Origin of the sequence: Apibacter sp. ESL0404, from assembly GCF_019469245.1 — a bacterium.
Taxonomy (GTDB): Bacteria; Bacteroidota; Bacteroidia; order Flavobacteriales; family Weeksellaceae; genus Apibacter.
Window position 1 is genome coordinate 2,009,135 of the sequence record NZ_CP048267.1, and the last position, 16,392, is coordinate 2,025,526.

A 16,392-nucleotide genomic window follows, 5' to 3' on the forward strand; every position below is an offset into this window, starting at 1 on the left:
TTATATTGCTTTTGATGTATAAATCCTATTTTTTGCGGTAACTAGTATGCAAATTCCTGCAATAATAAAGGGGACACTTAACCATTGTCCGGTATTTAATCCCAGCCAATTAATATATTCTTCTCCCTGCGGTTCCTTAAAAAATTCTACGATAAACCTGATACCGAAAAGTACAATTAAAAAATATCCAAATATCCAACCCGAATATTTCTTTTTATCGGTTTTTAAATAGATAAACATAAGGGATATAAACAAAAGTAAATAGCCAAAGGCTTCGTATAATTGAGAGGGATGTCGTGGAACAATACTTCCGTACTCCTCGGTATCCTGTTGAATAAAAAGTACTGCCCATGGAAGTGAAGAAGGTTTTCCAATAATTTCCGAATTAAAAAAATTTCCAAAACGTATAAACATTCCTCCTATGGAAACCGGAATAACTATTCTGTCTAATATCCAATAAAAAGTTCGTTTTAAATATTTTCTTGTAAATAGATATAAAGAAATTAGAATTCCTATAGCAGCTCCATGACTGGCTAATCCTGAATAGCCTGTAAATTCAAAATGAGGTTTAGTTCGTATGGGTAAGAAAACTGCTAATGGATCTTGTATAAATAATTGTTTTTGATAAAAGAGTACATGCCCCAATCTAGCTCCAATTATTACGGCCAGAAACATATAGATGAACAAGGGATCTAATAATTTTTTATCTTTCTTATCTTTTTTAAAAATAAATTCCATGAGATAAAAACCTAAGCCAAAAGCAATCACATACATCAAGCTGTAGTATCTTAAGATAAAGCTGCCTATATGTATACCTAAACTCGGATCCCAGGTAATATATAAAAGTTGATTCATCTAGTTTTAATTATGTTTTTTATGTGGCACCGGATCATACCCCTCTCCTCCCCAAGGATGACAACGAAAAATACGTTTACTTCCCAACCAAAATCCATAAAACAGTCCATGAATTTTTAATGCTTCCAACATATATGCGGAACAGGTGGGAGTAAACCTGCAATTATTTCCCATCCAAGGAGATATAGCGATCTGATAAAAGCGTATTAATACAACTAATGGGAATATTGCTATTTTCCTTATCATTATATCAATTTCTTTACAAAGATACGGTTTTCTCTAAGATGATATTATGCGTTAATAAATATTTAACAGGCTAAAATTAACCGGGAAATATTGAAAGGTTTTAATCATGGTTTACCAACCTAAATAAAGGCTTCTTTTTATATAGGTTATATTTATTATTTTTGCGTAAAATTTTAATTCAGTAATGACAGAAAGTGGAAAGATAGAATTGATGTGTCCGGCAGGTAATTTTGAATCATTACAAGCAGCTTTGGATAATGGTGCAGATTCAATTTATTTTGGAGTCGAGCAATTAAATATGCGTGCGCGTTCATCTGTTAATTTTACTTTAGACGATTTGGAAGAAATTTCCAAAAGGTGTTCTCAAAAAGGGGTACGAACCTACTTGACCTTGAATACAATTATTTATGATCACGATTTATCCATAATAAAAACTGTCTTGGATCGAGCAAAATCTGCTTCTATATCAGCAGTTATTGCCATGGATCAAGCGGTTATTGCTTATGCAAGACAAATTGGAATGGAGGTTCATATTTCAACTCAAATAAACATTACCAACATTGAAACGGTAAAATTTTATTCTTTATTTGCCGATACTATGGTTTTAAGCAGAGAATTGAGCTTAAGTCAAGTTAAAAAGATCACTTCGCAAATTAATAAAGAACAAATTAAAGGACCTGGTGGAAAATTAATTGAAATTGAAATTTTTGGACATGGCGCTTTATGCATGGCTGTATCGGGAAAATGTTATTTGAGTCTACATTCTCATAATTCTTCTGCTAATCGGGGAGCTTGTAAACAAAATTGCAGAAAAAAATACACCGTTATCGATCAAGAATCCGGTTTTGAGATTGAAATCGATAATGAATATATGATGTCCCCTAAAGATTTATGTACTATTAATTTTCTTGATCAAGTTATTGACTCCGGGGTAAAAGTATTGAAAATAGAAGGTAGAGGAAGAGCACCGGAATACGTGGCTACTGTAACTAAATGCTATCGTGAAGCGATTGATTCCATTGCTTCCGGATCTTTTACTAAAGAAGCAGTAGCCGAATGGATGAAAAAGTTAGAAACTGTTTATAACCGAGGATTTTGGAGCGGTTATTATCTTGGGCAAAAATTAGGGGAATGGTCTGATAATCCGGGATCTAATGCTACACAAAAAAAGGTTTATATTGGAAAAGGTCGACATTTTTACCCTAAAACAAAAATCGGTGAATTTGAGATTGAGGCTTATAGTTTAAATGTTGGTGATAAAATATTAATTCAGGGACCTACTACAGGTTCACAAGAAGCTGAAGTTTCTTCAATGATGGTTGATGATATACCCGCTCAGGAAGCTAAAAAGGGAGATATACTTACTTTACCTATTGGTTTTAAAATACGTCCGTCCGATAAATTATATAAAGTTGTTAAAGCGTAGATTTTCGAATTTTTTAATTAAAATATGGTAATCATTACATTGCAAAGAGATAAATGCATAGGATGCAATTATTGTTCGGAGTTTAATCCTGAAAATTTTCGCATGTCTAAAAAAGATGGAAAATCTGTTTTACTTAGGTCTATTGAAAAAAAGGGTTTTTTCACTTTAAAAAATCCTGATAACAATTGTTTTGAGGCTGCAGATAAAGCGGCTAAAGCCTGTCCTGTTAAAATTATTTCTGTAAAAAAAATATGATTCATGTTAAAAAAAGAGGCTCGTAAGAATTTTTTAATGTTAAGATCTTTGCTTACGAAAAAGCAGGTAGTATCTAAATCTGAGCAAATTTTTTTACAGTGGAAAAAATCTATTTTGTCCGACTACAATTCTTACCATATTTTCTTAACTATTTCTGACAAAAAGGAAATTGATACTTCTTTTATACTAAATTATTTGTGGGCTAATCAAAAAAAGGTTTATTGCTCCAAAGTACATCATAATTCTTTATTACATTTTGAACTTACTCCTGAAACTAAACTTGAAAAAAATCTGTGGGGAATCCCTGAACCGATAGATCAAAATCCTATATTGATTAAGAATATAGATTGCATTTTTACTCCTTTACTGGCTTATGATATTTTAGGAAATCGTGTAGGATATGGTAAAGGATACTATGACAACTTCCTTAAAAATCACCTTTCCTCTACTAAAGTTGGACTTTCTTTTTTTGAACCCTTGGATGCAATTAACGATATTTCAAGATCGGATATACCTTTGGATTATATTATAACTCCCAATTATTGTTCGGTTTTTCCAATTGAGGTAAAGTAAAATTTAAATTCCGATTTAAATTTTTCCGGATTCTTTTTTAAAATATAATTTGCTTGGGATCTCTGAGTAGAGAAATATTTTTTCTTATTATTATAATAATGAACCTTATAATGTACTACTCCTATTGAATCATTAAGAATAGTAGTGGTATCTGATTTTTTCTTTTCAAGTTCAATTGTAACATATTTTACCTTTAAAGAATCCAAATTATTCACAATTTTACTCACATACACCGTGTCTTTTTTAGGAAAATATCCTTTTAATTGTGAAACTATAAGAGTATCAATATCTTTGTTTGATTTATTTTCGGTTGCTAAAATGGCTAAATCATAAACTTCTTGTAACTTTTGTTCTGTTATATGTGATATTACTGCCAATGAATCCATTTTTTCAGAAGCATAATAATTTTTATTGTTATATTCTTTTATTTTAATGGGATCTTTTTCTCCTTCGTAATATTTTTCCTTCTTACAAGCTACAAAACCTATTATCAGAAAAACTATAATAATTTGAATTATATGCTTATTTTTCATTTTTTTGTATTTTGAATTTTATTAAATCTATTTTTTTGTTCTTATTAATCTGGCTGTTAATTAGAATATAATTTTTGAGTGAGGTAGTAGGTGTAGTCATAAAGTCAATGTATTTTTTTTTATCCAGCACTTCAACACCAAATAATTCGTTATCGTAAACCTGATAAATAAGTGCATCATCAGCAATTAATTTATTTAACTCTTCTTTTCTTTGTTTTATTAATTGCGATTTTTTATTTTCATCTACATCATTTACACCAGTTGAATAATAATATAACATGATAGCATAATCATCAGGCCTCAATTTGAAGTTTCTATAATTCTCTTCTCCCTTATCTCTTATTTCTTTAAGTCCGACTACAAAAGATTCCCTTTTATACATAGGTGAACTTATAGTCATTTTGAGAGTATCTGTTGATGATCGATAGGTAAAACAACCATTAGAAACGGTATAATATTCAGGAGATACTCCATTTTTTTGGATAATTATTTCTAATTTGGATTTTATTAAAGAGCTTCTATCGGCATCATAAAAACAAAATTTGAAGGTATTTCTATATTCGTAATATTTATCTATTGAAAAAACTACTGTTAACAAAGTGATTAATCCTAACAGTGTATATATTAATTTTTTAATGCCAAACGAGTGATTTTTACTTTTAGATACGTTTATGCCTAAAGATTCCGTTTGTTTAGCTTCATCATCATAACCATTAGTTTTTACCTCTACATTTTCTAATGAATTTTTTTTATCATCTCCAACAGTTTTGTTTATCAATGGCTCATTCGACACATGTGAATTTAGATTGCTTTGAGATATTTTAGATTGATATTTTTCCTGAAATTCTGTCCATCCCCTCTTATATCCACAATATTGAGTTAACAAATTGAGCATATCAATTCTGGGTAATTTTTCAAATGAAGATTTAAAATAGGTATAAAACCATTTTTCGCTAACGTTTCCTCTAACTTTTTGTCTTAAATGTTCTTGAAAATATATAATGTCTAATCCTTTCCATTTTGAAATGTCAGGATTTAAGGTAGGAAAATCTTCTAAAAAGGTTTGGGTAACCTCCTTTTTTAATTGCTCAAAAAGTATTTTTTCCTGACCCTTCATTTGTAAAATAATTTTAACACACTGATAATCAGTGTATATTTTTTGTATAATTCAAAAAACAGTTTTTACAAAAATATTACAAGCATTTGAATCTTGCAACAAAGTTTAACTCTCCTATCTTTGTTTCTCTAATTTAAATTATATATAATTAAAAAAACTAAAAAATGAAAAAACTAATTTTAAACATTGCAGCTGTAACTGTTATTGCAACAACTTCTTTCATCGCATGTGATAAAAAACAAGCTAGTAGTGATGCTGCTGCTACAGCTGATTCTACAGCAACTGCTGCTCCAGCAGTTGATTCTACTGCGGTTGAAGAAGCTCCTCAAGCTCCTGCAACAGATACAGTTAAAGCTGAAGCTCCTAAAGCTGAAGAAGCTGCTGCTCCTAAAGCTGAAGAAGCAAAATAATTTGTTTAAATTAAACAAAATTCACAAAAGGTTACAACTTTTTTGTAGCCTTTTTTCCGAAAGTAAATTTTTACTTTTTTAAAACTTAACAAAAAACCTCAAGTGATGAATAAAAATTTTTTAAAATTTACTGCCATCACGTTACTTAGTATAACTAGCTCCTTCATTGCATGTGAAAATAATCATAAAAATAAAACCAATGAAATTAATTCCGTGCAAGGTCTAAATGCTCAGCCTCAGCAAGAAATTGCGCCGGCACCTCCTATAGACAGTTCTGCTAACCTTAAGAACAATAATAATCCAGCTATCCCGGGCATGAATGCTCAACCACAGCAAGAAATTGCTCCCAGCTCAGCATTAGATGAAAGCAACTAAAAAATAAATTAAATTTCAAAAAATCATTTAAAAATTTATCGTTATGAAAAAAACAATTTTAAACATCTTAACTATTGCTACTATTACTTCTATTTCTTTTATTGCTTGTGAAAAAAAACAAGTTAATCATGTAGATACGTCTAGTTCTACTGCTGATTCTCTTGCAAAAGATACAGCGACTTTAGGTGAAAAAATTGGAAATTTCACCGATTCTGCTACCGCTCATATAAAAGAAACAGCTCATGAAGCTAAAGAAAGCTTAGACAAGACTGTAGATAAAGTTAAGGACGAAGCAAACGATCAAAACCATAATATCAAAGAAACAGCTAATAACGCTAAAGAAGGCGTAAAAAATGCTGCTGAGGATTCTAAAAATGATATTAAGGAGGCCACTAAAAAATAATTTTAGGATAAATATCTAATATATTTTCATAAAAAAAGGCATTGGAAATCAATGCCTCTTTTTTTATTATTATATTCTTTAATTAATTTTATTACTCGGATTGTTTATCATTTAATTGATCGCTAACTTTTTGTGAAGCTACAAAAGAAGTGATTGTATTAGTTAACATATCACTTGCTGCACTCGGATTATTGGGTAGCAATATTAAATTAGATCGGGAACTGGCTCCTATGGAGCTTAATGTATCGTAATGTTGAGTAACAACAATTAAAGAAGAGGCTTCTTGTGAGTTTATATTTACTCCGTTTAATACTTTAACAGATTCCTCTAAACCCCGTGCGATTTCTCTCCTTTGATCGGCAATACCTTTTCCTTGTAATTGTTTACTTTCTGCTTCCGCTTTGGCTTTAGCTACAATTTTTATACGCTCTGCTTCTGCTTCATATTCTGCGGCAACCTTTTCTCTTTCAGCTGAATTTATTCGATTCATTGCTTGTTTAACCTGCTCATCGGGATCAATATCTGTAACTAAGGCTTTCACAATGCTGTGTCCATAGCTCTGCATCGCTTCTTGCAATTCACTTTTAACAGCAATTGCTATGTCATCTTTTCTTTCAAATACATCATCTAAACGTAATTTAGGAACTTCAGCCCGAACTACATCAAAAACATAAGAAGTGATTTGTTCGTATGGATTTTGTAATTTATAAAATGCATCATACACAGCTGTCTGAACTACTTGATATTGAACTGAAACTTTAAGATGGACAAATACATTATCTTTTGTTTTAGTTTCAATCATAACATCTAATTGCTGGATTTTTAAATTCACTTTTCCTGCAATCTTATCTATGAAAGGGACTTTAAAATTAATTCCTGCATTTCGTGAGGAATTAAATTTTCCGAATCTTTCAATAATTACTGATGTTTGTTGCTTTACAACAAATATAGGCGCACCTAAAAAGAATAATATAAACAGAACAAATAGTAGTATAATACCCATAATTTATTAAACATTTTTAGTTTTGTTAAAAGCAAATATAAATAATTTTATTTTATCGTATCTTATTGAGGTCTCTGTCCCATCAACATTAAATATGACTTTATAAAATCATCTATATTACCATTCATAACTGAGTCAACGTCTGAAGTTTCAGTACCTGTTCGAACATCTTTAATCAATCGATAGGGCTGCATTACATAATTTCTTATCTGACTTCCCCATTCTATCTTCATTTTACCCGCCTCTATTTCGTCGCGTTTCGCATTTCTTTTTTCAAGTTCAATTTCAAATAAGCGTGATTTTAATAATTGCAATGCTTTTTCCTTATTTTGTAGTTGGGATCTACTTTCTGTATTTTCAATGATGATTTCTTTTTCTTCTGCTGTGTCTTCATCTTTATATTTATAGCGTAGTCTAACTCCTGTTTCCACTTTATTAACATTTTGTCCTCCGGCTCCACTGGAACGAAACGTATCCCATGAAAGCGATGCTTGATTAATCTGGATCTCGATAGATTCATCTACTAAAGGATATACATACACAGAAGCAAAAGACGTATGTCTTTTTGCATTAGAATCGAACGGTGAAATTCGAACCAATCGATGCACTCCGTTTTCTCCTTTTAAATAACCAAAGGCATAGTCTCCTTCAATCTCTAATGTTACTGTTTTTACACCTGCTACATCTCCGGCTTGATAATTAAGCTCCTTCACTTTAAAATTATGTTTTTCAGCCCACATAATATACATACGCATGAGCATACTTGCCCAATCACAGCTTTCGGTACCACCTGCTCCTGCTGTTATTTGTATCACAGCGTTTAAATCGTCACCTTCAGATGATAACATATTTTTAAACTCTATATTTTCTAGCAAAGTTACTACTGCTTGGTAATGAGAATTTATTTCATCTTCGGAAACATCTCCTGATTTAAAAAAATCGTATAAAACCACTAAGTCTTCATATTGTGCGTGAATTTCCCGGTACTCTTCAACCCATTTTTTTTTGGCTCTTAATTGTTTTAATATTTTTTCTGCTTCTTTTGGATCTTCCCAAAATGAAGGATCTGCAGATTTTTCTTCTTCATTTTGTATTTCTACTTGCTTTTTTTCTATTTCCAAGTATTCATACAAATCGTTTATCCTTGTCTGTAATTCTTTTAGGTTTTCTTGAGTAATCATAAGTAGTACAAAAATACAATGTAAAATTTTATAATTAAAATACCGTATTATATAATTCAACGTATCCCGAAATTAAATTTTTTTATAATCTGATAAAATAGTTCTATTTTAAATAAAAATTGATGAATTTTGTTTGTAAATTTGCTTTCGTTTTAACGAGTTCATAATAATTATATACCTTAATGCCGAACATAACATTAATAATAAAAAATGTATTGTAAATAAGACATTTTATCCATATATATATTTAAGAGAATATGTCTTTCTTTTTTTAAATGAGTCTTAAAAATTATGTGTATATATGAAGTAAGCTAAACATTTTTTTCTAAAAAAAGTAGTAATGATCTTTCTATTTTGAGAAAAAATACCATTCCAATAGAATAAAACTAATTTACAAAGAAGATTTACGAACAAATTAAATGATATAATATAAAATGGAATTATTAAGTAAATTTTTTAAAGATTATCACCTTCAATTAATAGCAACTATAATTGTTATTATGGGGATATATTTTTTAAAACTAATTATAAATAAAATAATTTTAAAATATGGTAATCATACCCATATTAAAGAATTACGAACACGAGTAGTGATTAAATATTCAAGTATATTAATTAATATTTTGGGCTTTGTTCTTCTTATAACCATTTGGGGAGTTACTCCGGAATGGATATTTGCTACATTTGCCTCTTTTTTTGCAATTGTAGGTGTCGCTTTTTTTGCCCAATGGTCATTATTAAGCAATGTAACTGCGGGTTTTATCATCTATTTCACTGTTCCATTTAGGATAGGAGACATTATAAAGATTATTGACAAAGATAATCCAATCACCGCAACTGTTGAAGATATTAAGGCTTTCTATGTTGTGTTACGTACCGATGATGGATTACCGGTAACTTTTCCGAATAACTTAATTTTACAAAAAGCCATATTAACTTTAAACGCATCCTAATGAAATCTTTAAAAACCTTTAAATATGAAAAACTTTTTAAATCAATTAATTGTATTTACCCTTTTTATTAGCGGGGTAACATCTGCTCAAAATTTTAATAATTCCGGATTCCAAAATTTGAAAATCGGTGATATTCAAGGAGTATTACTTACCGATGGCTATTTTTACAATCCTTCTGTACAACCCGAAATGGCGCCTGTAGCAAAAGCCGATGAGGTTAATAAAATACTTTCAGACAATTATTTACCAACAGATAAATTAGAATTGCCCTTAAATGTTTTATTATTAAAAAAGGATAACCATTTAATTTTATTTGACACCGGAACGGGAGAAATTAATGGTAATGGCGGAAAATTGCTTACTGCCCTATCTGTGGTCGGTATTAAACCGGATCAAATTACAGATCTTGTTATTACTCATGCTCATTTAGATCATATTGGAGGATTGGTTGCCGATAATAAACCGGTTTTTCCGAATGCCACTATTTATTTAACTAAAAAAGAATATGATTTCTGGACAGGTAAAAAACAGGATTTTTCAAAGTCTAAACGATCAGGAAATGAAGCTGAATTAAAAGAAAGTATTAAAGCAATCAGTACTAAATTAAAATCGATAAAATCGAAAATTAATTTTATCAAGGATAAGGAAACTATTTTAAATTGCATTACATTTTCATTAGCTCCGGGACACACTCCGGGACATATTATTTCAACCATTCACTCCAACAATGAATCAATGGTCCATATTGCTGATTTAATTCATTATGGAGCATTATTATTCCCACATCCTGAATGGGGAACATCTTTTGACTGGAATTTTGATTTGGCAGTTAAAACACGTATTTCCGTTCTTGATACTTTAAGCAGGGATAAAACGCTTGTTTTTGGTTATCATCTTCCTTATCCGGGTATTGGCTATGTCAAAAAAACAAATTCCAATAGCTTTCAATGGTTAACTTATCCCTTTTTGACTCCTTTACAATAATAATAAAGAAAGGCTATCAATGGATAGCCTTTTTACTATTTATTTTTAAGATTATGCTAAAGCTTTTGTAACCTCATTTGCCGCATCTTCTAAGGTAATAGCAGATATAACTTTTAATCCACTTTCATCAATCATTTTTTTAGCTATATCTGCATTAGTTCCCTGTAATCGTACTATGATTGGTACTTTTATAAAATCGCTCATATTTTTATAGGCATCTAAAATGCCTTGCGCTACTCGATCGCAACGAACAATACCTCCAAATATATTTACGAGTATCGCTTGTACTCTATCATCAGCTAAAATTATTCTAAATGCTTTTTCTACTCTTTCAGCGTCAGCAGTTCCCCCAACATCTAAAAAATTTGCCGGGTCTCCTCCTGAAAGTTTAATAATATCCATCGTTGCCATAGCTAATCCGGCACCGTTTACCATACATCCTACATTGCCTTCTAGTTTTACAAAATTTAATCCTGCCTCTCCTGCTAGTACTTCAGTCGGATCTTCTTCTCTTATATCTCTTAGTTTCACATATTCGGGATGCCTGAAAAGAGCGTTGTTATCAATAGTAACTTTTGCATCTACTGCCGCAATTTGATTATCTGATGTTTTTAAAACAGGGTTTATCTCGAATAAGGTGGCATCGCTTTTTATATAAGCTTTATACAATGCAGTCACAAAGGTTACCATATTTTTAAATGCCTCTCCGGATAATCCGAGATTAAAAGCAATTTTTCTTGCTTGAAAATTTTGTAAACCAACCGATGGGTCAATTTCTTCATTAAATATAAGTGATGGAGTTTTTTCTGCTACCGTTTCAATGTCCATTCCTCCTTCTGTAGAATATATAATTACATTTTTTCCTTTCACTCTGTCTAATAAAACTGACATATAAAATTCTTCAATTGTATTCTCTCCGGGATAATACATATCCTCCGCAATAAATACCTGATGAACTTTCTTACCATTTTTAGGTGTTTGGGGAGTGATTAGATTCATCCCTATGATTTCAGAAGCGATTTCTTTAACATCATCCAAAGATTTTGCCAATTTAACTCCTCCTCCTTTTCCCCTTCCTCCTGCATGAATCTGAGCTTTTACCACCCACCATTTAGTACCTGTTTGATCATTCATTTCTTTAGCTGCTTCTACGGCTTTCTCCGGTGTAGTAGCAACTATTCCTCTTTGAACTCTTACTCCAAATGATGAAAGTATTTCTTTTCCTTGATATTCATGTAAATTCATGGCTTATTACTTTAGATTTATATTAATCTACTTCAATTATTTAAATGCTATAAGGACAAATATACAGATTTTTTAGATGAGATATTTATTATTTAGTAATGCAGGGGTATAAATAGAATTCAATTAGTAAGAAAAATTAAAATTGATGTTTTGGCTATCTGAATTTTTCATCAAAATTATATATAGCTATTTTAAAATAGAAAAGCGTTTCCTTTAGATTATTGGGAAACGCTTATTTATATATTAAATTTTATGAATTATTTTTTAATAAATCTATATTTTTTTATTCCGTTAGAGGTATTCATTTTTAGAACATATGATCCTGATTTCAAATGACTCACATTGATTTCATTGGATGATTGAATAGTTCTATTGATTACTTCTTTACCTGTAAAATTATATATGGTAACGGATTTTACGATTAGATCTGTATTAAATTTTATGTGTAATACATCCTCAACCGGATTTGGATAGATACTAATTTCGTCGCCATTATTTGCATTTTCTTCTAATGAACGACTTTTAACATTTGTTACAGTAATAGGAAGATAATTTACTTTAGCTCCATCCAAAGTTTGCCATTGTTGATTTTCGTTTTCGCGGGCAAAAATTCTAATTCGGTAATTTCCATTTGAAACATTATTAGGAATAGATAGATATAATGAATAGGAAGGATAGTAATATCTCGCTCCTAAGTTTATAGTTTGTTGAGAAAGAATATATTTTATCTCATCATTTTCATTAGTTAAAGTAATTGCAATTTTTCCTATAAAATCTTTACATCCACTATTTCCGAAAGAAAATTTGGTATAAATGGTATTACCAGGATTTACTTGATTTTTATCCACATAAAAAGGAGTTTTATCTAACATAGAAAGATTATGTGATTTTACGCCATTTAAAACTTCAATTATGCTGGTATTATTTACATTCGTTGCTGTTCTTATAGCACTATATTTATCTCCTTTTTTCTCAACAACTTTTAGTTGATATTTTCCAGATGGTATATTACTATCTATTGAATAATAATTATAATTAAAATTAAGTGGATGAGTACCTTCATTTAATATTGATACAATATTCCCATTTAAATCACATAGAGCCATATAGAAATTTAGATTATTTATTGTTTTTTCAATTCCTATATTATATATTTTGTGTAATTCAGTAAAACATTCTTCTTTATAAACTTTATTTTTTGAAATTGTAAAATCGTTTACAAAATATCTGGCAACTTTACTTCCACCTTCATTAGGTTTTATATTAATTCCTATCGATTGCTGATATTTATATTCTAAGGGCGCATTTGAATTATAATATCCGTTTTGATATCCTCCCCATCCAAAATTAAAATGTAATAATCCGTTTGAGTCGTATCCGTCACAAACAAATGAATGTCCACCATTTCCACTTTGTCCGGAGTAAATAATAGGTCTATTATTATTTAATTCTTGAGTTATAATCTTATTCCATTCTTCATCACTTATAATTATCTCATTTACATTAGAGTAGTATTTACCTCTTACAATATAATCTATACTTTGGTCATAATCAAAAAAGGTGTATAAAGCTTTTAATGCATCTTCAGTATATGCTCCACTTTCATTTACTCCATACTGCATTTTGGCACTAGCTCCTACATGATACATTAAAAGTGCAACAGCATTAGCTTGTTGGCTAGTATATGAACTGTTATAATTATTTAGCATATTTGCCCATTGGTAAGTATATTTTGAAAGGTCAATTTCAGGAATATTATATACCTGTTTATTATAAGAATCTGTGGTTTGATACGCAGGAATTTTACCTATACCTGATTTAGGGTGTTGGTGAAATTTCATGATCTGAGCTGTAGCTGTTGCTACACAACCGGTATAAACTTTATAAGGAATTAAGTTATTAAAAGGCGCATCTTGATTCCAATTGGTTTTAATTAGAGGTTGTAATTCTATAGATTTATTGACTTTAAAAGTTTTTTTACCACTTCTATATTCCTCCCATTCCAACTTTATTTCTTTTGATGCTTCTGTTGATTTATTAAACGCTTGTTGCATACCCATTTCTATAGATTTCATCCAAGATTTAAAATTTTCCGGAAGATGGTTTACATCATAAGATCCGGTTTTTGAATACCCGATGATGGGATAATTAATGTCGTCTGCTGAAATAATTATAAAGCCTTGATTATTTCCTATATTATACACGTAATAATACTTGTCTGTTAAACCTTTCTTATTTTTTACATCATTATTTAAACTTGTATATACTAAATTAATTTTTAATCTAGAGATCTTTTGACTTACATATACATTATTACTTAAAAAATTTTCAGCAACATGTTTTGCTTCTATTTGATCAATTTGTTTAGACCATAGCAGTAAATTACCTAATGCAAATAGTAGTAAAAAAGATATTAGTTTTTTCATAATGTATTTTTTAATTATATTCAAATATAATAAATAAATTATTAATTACCTCTTTAAAAAAAATAAAATATTTATTTTATAATATTTTAATAATAAAAAAGGTTAATGATTATTAATAAGTATTCTTTTTTTTAATTAGATTTTTATACAAAAAAGGGTGAAGAAAATTCTTCACCCACTTAAATTTTATTAAAATTTTAAGTAAAATTATTTTTTAATAAATTTATATTTCATTATTTCTTTAGACGTTTGGATTTTTATTATGTAAGCTCCCGAAATTAATGAACTCACATTTACCCCGTTAGAAGGATCTATATTACCTTGCAATACTTCTTTACCTGATAAATCATAAATTGAAATGGATTTAATTTGATGTTCTAAATCAGATTTGATGTACAAAATATTTTTAACGGGATTAGGATAGATTACAATTTCATTCGCTTCATTTTTCAGCTCTTCTATTCCCAGTTTACCATTTTCTATGGTCAGAGGAAGATAATTAACAGTTGCTCCTTCCAACAATTGCCACTCTTGCCCTTCATTTTCACGTGCAAAAATTCTGATTCGATACTCCCCACTAGCAGCATCATCTGGTATATAATCTGAAATTATATATGATCCATAGTAATAACCCTCTCTTAAATTATTTATTAAATCTTTTCCAAGAATATAGATCAATTTATCCTCCTCATTAGTCAAAGCTAAAGCTATCGTTCCATTAAAAGGTCTACATCGATTATTCCCAAATGAAAATTCTACTTGTAGGTAATCTTTAGGTTTAGCTTTTCTTATGTTGGCCGTAAGAACTTTATTATTTAATAAATTAAGGTTATGCGATTTAACACCATCCAGCAATTCAATTATACTTGTATCATCTACATTTTGAGACGTTTTAATTGGTATATACGCATCTCCTTTCTTTTCCAATACTTTCAAACGATACTTCCCTGCTTTAATAGTACTGTTTAGCGTATAATAATTATTTTTAAAATTATACGGATTTGTACTTTCATTAAGTAGCGTTACCATTTTATTGTTAAGATCATATAAAGCCATGTATTGATTTTTTAATATAATGGTATCTTCTACACATATGTTGTATAAATCATGTTTTTCAGTAAAACATTCATCTTTATATACTTTATCAGTTGAAATCGTAAGCTTATTTACAAAATATCTATTGACTTTTTCTCCTCCTTCATTGGGTTTTATATTTATACCAATACTTTGGCCATATTTATATTCTAATGGGGCATTTGAATTGTAATATCCGTCTTGATATCCTCCCCATCCAAAATTAAAATGCAAGAGACCGTTGGAATCGTACCCATCACAAACAAATGCATGTCCCGTTCTATTTTCCGTGCTTCCTGAATAATAGATAGGCCTACCTTCATTTAATTCTTTTATTATGATAGTATTCCATTCTTCATCACTGATAGGTATTTCATTTAAATTAGTAAAATATTTGCCTCGAATTATATAATCTATACTTTTGTCATAATTATAATAAGTATACAACGCCTTTAAAGCATTCCGGCTAGAAGTCCCGCTTTCTTTTACTCCATATTTCATTTGGGCACTTGCTCCTATATGATACATTAAGAGCCCTACAGCCTTTGCTTGTTCATTGGTATAATTCGGACTAGGTGAATTATAATATTCATTTAACATATTTGCCCAATCATACTCGTATTGCTTTAAATCTATCTGCGGTATATTATAGGTTACATTGTTACTGGGGTCTTTGGTCTGATAAGCCGGAATGATACCAGTTCCTTTTTTAGGGTGTTGATGAAATTTCATAATCTGTGCGGTAGCCGTTGCTACACAACCGGTAAGAACTTCATAAGGAATTTGACTATTAAAAGGTGTTCTTTGATTCCATTTTGTTTTAATAAGCGGTTCTAGTGCGGTAATTCTGGTTTGGATGCTTTTTTTTGAACTTCTATATAATTCCCATTCTTTTTCAATTTCTTTGGTAGGTCTGGTTAAATTATCAAAAGCTTGTTGCATGCCTAATTCTACGGCTTTCATCCAAGATTGAAAATTATCAGGAAGATTAGCAACATCATAATACCCTGAGTTGGAATATCCTATGATTGGATAATTTATATCATCTGCTGAAATAATTATAAAACCTTGCTTTGTTCCAATGTTGTAAACATAATAGTACTTTTGTGAATGATTTTTCTTTAATTTATTTACCTCACTCTCTGCAGTATAAACTAATCTTAATTGGCCACTTATTTCTCTATGTTGAATGGAATTAATGTTTTTTTTTATAAATTTTTCTGCAACTTGTAAAGCCTCTGCAGGACCTACTTGTTTTGACCATAATTGAATATATGTCAAAACAAAAAGAATAATAAATATATGTTTTCTCATGATAATATTTTTAATATAT

At 29.9% G+C, this 16,392-nt stretch carries 17 protein-coding genes; 8 read left to right on the top strand and 9 right to left on the bottom strand.

What is annotated here, in order from left to right:
* Nucleotides 1-855, bottom strand: coding sequence for a prolipoprotein diacylglyceryl transferase (gene lgt, locus GYM72_RS08580; protein WP_220264102.1), 855 nt, complete (start codon nucleotides 853-855; stop codon nucleotides 1-3).
* Between the two features lie 6 nt (nucleotides 856-861).
* The gene (gene yidD / locus GYM72_RS08585) at nucleotides 862-1,101 is read right to left on the bottom strand and encodes a membrane protein insertion efficiency factor YidD (protein ID WP_160541664.1); all 240 of its coding nucleotides are present in this window, start codon (nucleotides 1,099-1,101) and stop codon (nucleotides 862-864) included.
* 184 nt (nucleotides 1,102-1,285) lie between these two features.
* On the opposite strand from yidD, the gene GYM72_RS08590 reads away from it, so the two are divergent.
* From GYM72_RS08590 to GYM72_RS08600, 3 genes are read left to right on the top strand one after another with little or no spacing between them, the layout of a single operon-like run.
* Nucleotides 1,286-2,527 carry a U32 family peptidase gene (locus tag GYM72_RS08590; protein ID WP_220264103.1) on the top strand — a complete coding sequence of 414 codons (1,242 nt, stop codon included), beginning with the start codon at nucleotides 1,286-1,288 and terminating at the stop codon, nucleotides 2,525-2,527.
* 24 nt (nucleotides 2,528-2,551) lie between these two features.
* Nucleotides 2,552-2,782, top strand: a complete 231-nt coding sequence (locus GYM72_RS08595) for a ferredoxin (RefSeq protein ID WP_220264104.1) — start codon at nucleotides 2,552-2,554, stop codon at nucleotides 2,780-2,782.
* Nucleotides 2,783-2,785: 3 nt separating this feature from the next.
* A complete protein-coding gene (locus GYM72_RS08600; protein ID WP_220264105.1) occupies nucleotides 2,786-3,355 on the top strand; it encodes a 5-formyltetrahydrofolate cyclo-ligase in 570 nt (189 codons plus the stop codon).
* Here the strand turns inward: GYM72_RS08600 and GYM72_RS08605 are convergent.
* Nucleotides 3,322-3,888, bottom strand: coding sequence for a hypothetical protein (locus GYM72_RS08605; RefSeq protein WP_160541661.1), 567 nt, complete (start codon nucleotides 3,886-3,888; stop codon nucleotides 3,322-3,324). The two genes, GYM72_RS08600 and GYM72_RS08605, sit on opposite strands and share 34 nt — an antisense overlap.
* A complete protein-coding gene (locus GYM72_RS08610) occupies nucleotides 3,878-5,005 on the bottom strand; it encodes a hypothetical protein (protein ID WP_220264106.1) in 1,128 nt (375 codons plus the stop codon). The genes GYM72_RS08605 and GYM72_RS08610 overlap by 11 nt, the downstream gene beginning before the upstream one ends.
* Before the next feature lie 164 nt (nucleotides 5,006-5,169).
* On the opposite strand from GYM72_RS08610, the gene GYM72_RS08615 reads away from it, so the two are divergent.
* The 3 genes from GYM72_RS08615 (at nucleotide 5,170) to GYM72_RS08625 (ending at nucleotide 6,193) form a co-directional block, all read left to right on the top strand.
* Nucleotides 5,170-5,415: a hypothetical protein gene (locus tag GYM72_RS08615; RefSeq protein ID WP_220264107.1), complete on the top strand. Its 246-nt coding sequence runs from the start codon at nucleotides 5,170-5,172 to the stop codon at nucleotides 5,413-5,415.
* A gap of 213 nt (nucleotides 5,416-5,628) precedes the next feature.
* A complete protein-coding gene (locus GYM72_RS08620) occupies nucleotides 5,629-5,790 on the top strand; it encodes a hypothetical protein (RefSeq protein WP_220264108.1) in 162 nt (53 codons plus the stop codon).
* A 43-nt stretch (nucleotides 5,791-5,833) separates the two neighbouring features.
* Nucleotides 5,834-6,193 (top strand): hypothetical protein, encoded by a 360-nt coding sequence (locus GYM72_RS08625; RefSeq protein WP_220264109.1) that lies wholly within the window; start codon nucleotides 5,834-5,836, stop codon nucleotides 6,191-6,193.
* Between the two features lie 91 nt (nucleotides 6,194-6,284).
* On the opposite strand, the gene GYM72_RS08630 is transcribed toward GYM72_RS08625, so the two are convergent.
* Both GYM72_RS08630 and prfB read right to left on the bottom strand, forming a co-directional pair.
* Nucleotides 6,285-7,196 carry an SPFH domain-containing protein gene (locus GYM72_RS08630; protein WP_220264110.1) on the bottom strand — a complete coding sequence of 304 codons (912 nt, stop codon included), beginning with the start codon at nucleotides 7,194-7,196 and terminating at the stop codon, nucleotides 6,285-6,287.
* 62 nt (nucleotides 7,197-7,258) lie between these two features.
* The gene (gene prfB / locus GYM72_RS08635; RefSeq protein ID WP_220264111.1) at nucleotides 7,259-8,377 is read right to left on the bottom strand and encodes a peptide chain release factor 2; all 1,119 of its coding nucleotides are present in this window, start codon (nucleotides 8,375-8,377) and stop codon (nucleotides 7,259-7,261) included.
* 434 nt (nucleotides 8,378-8,811) lie between these two features.
* Between prfB and GYM72_RS08640 the strand changes: the two genes are divergently transcribed.
* Together GYM72_RS08640 and GYM72_RS08645 are read left to right on the top strand one after the other, a co-directional pair.
* A complete protein-coding gene (locus tag GYM72_RS08640) occupies nucleotides 8,812-9,330 on the top strand; it encodes a mechanosensitive ion channel family protein (RefSeq protein WP_160564702.1) in 519 nt (172 codons plus the stop codon).
* A 24-nt stretch (nucleotides 9,331-9,354) separates the two neighbouring features.
* On the top strand, nucleotides 9,355-10,314 hold the full coding sequence (locus GYM72_RS08645; RefSeq protein WP_220264112.1) for an MBL fold metallo-hydrolase: 960 nt from the start codon (nucleotides 9,355-9,357) through the stop codon (nucleotides 10,312-10,314).
* 51 nt (nucleotides 10,315-10,365) lie between these two features.
* Here GYM72_RS08645 and sucC read toward each other — a convergent pair whose 3' ends face one another.
* The 3 genes from sucC to GYM72_RS08660 all read right to left on the bottom strand — a co-directional run bounded on the left by sucC (nucleotide 10,366) and on the right by GYM72_RS08660 (nucleotide 16,373).
* A complete protein-coding gene (sucC, locus tag GYM72_RS08650; RefSeq protein ID WP_220264113.1) occupies nucleotides 10,366-11,559 on the bottom strand; it encodes an ADP-forming succinate--CoA ligase subunit beta in 1,194 nt (397 codons plus the stop codon).
* A gap of 257 nt (nucleotides 11,560-11,816) precedes the next feature.
* Nucleotides 11,817-13,985 carry a thiol protease/hemagglutinin PrtT gene (locus tag GYM72_RS08655; RefSeq protein ID WP_220264114.1) on the bottom strand — a complete coding sequence of 723 codons (2,169 nt, stop codon included), beginning with the start codon at nucleotides 13,983-13,985 and terminating at the stop codon, nucleotides 11,817-11,819.
* Nucleotides 13,986-14,192: 207 nt separating this feature from the next.
* Nucleotides 14,193-16,373 carry a thiol protease/hemagglutinin PrtT gene (locus tag GYM72_RS08660; RefSeq protein WP_220264115.1) on the bottom strand — a complete coding sequence of 727 codons (2,181 nt, stop codon included), beginning with the start codon at nucleotides 16,371-16,373 and terminating at the stop codon, nucleotides 14,193-14,195.
* Nucleotides 16,374-16,392 lie beyond the last annotated feature (19 nt).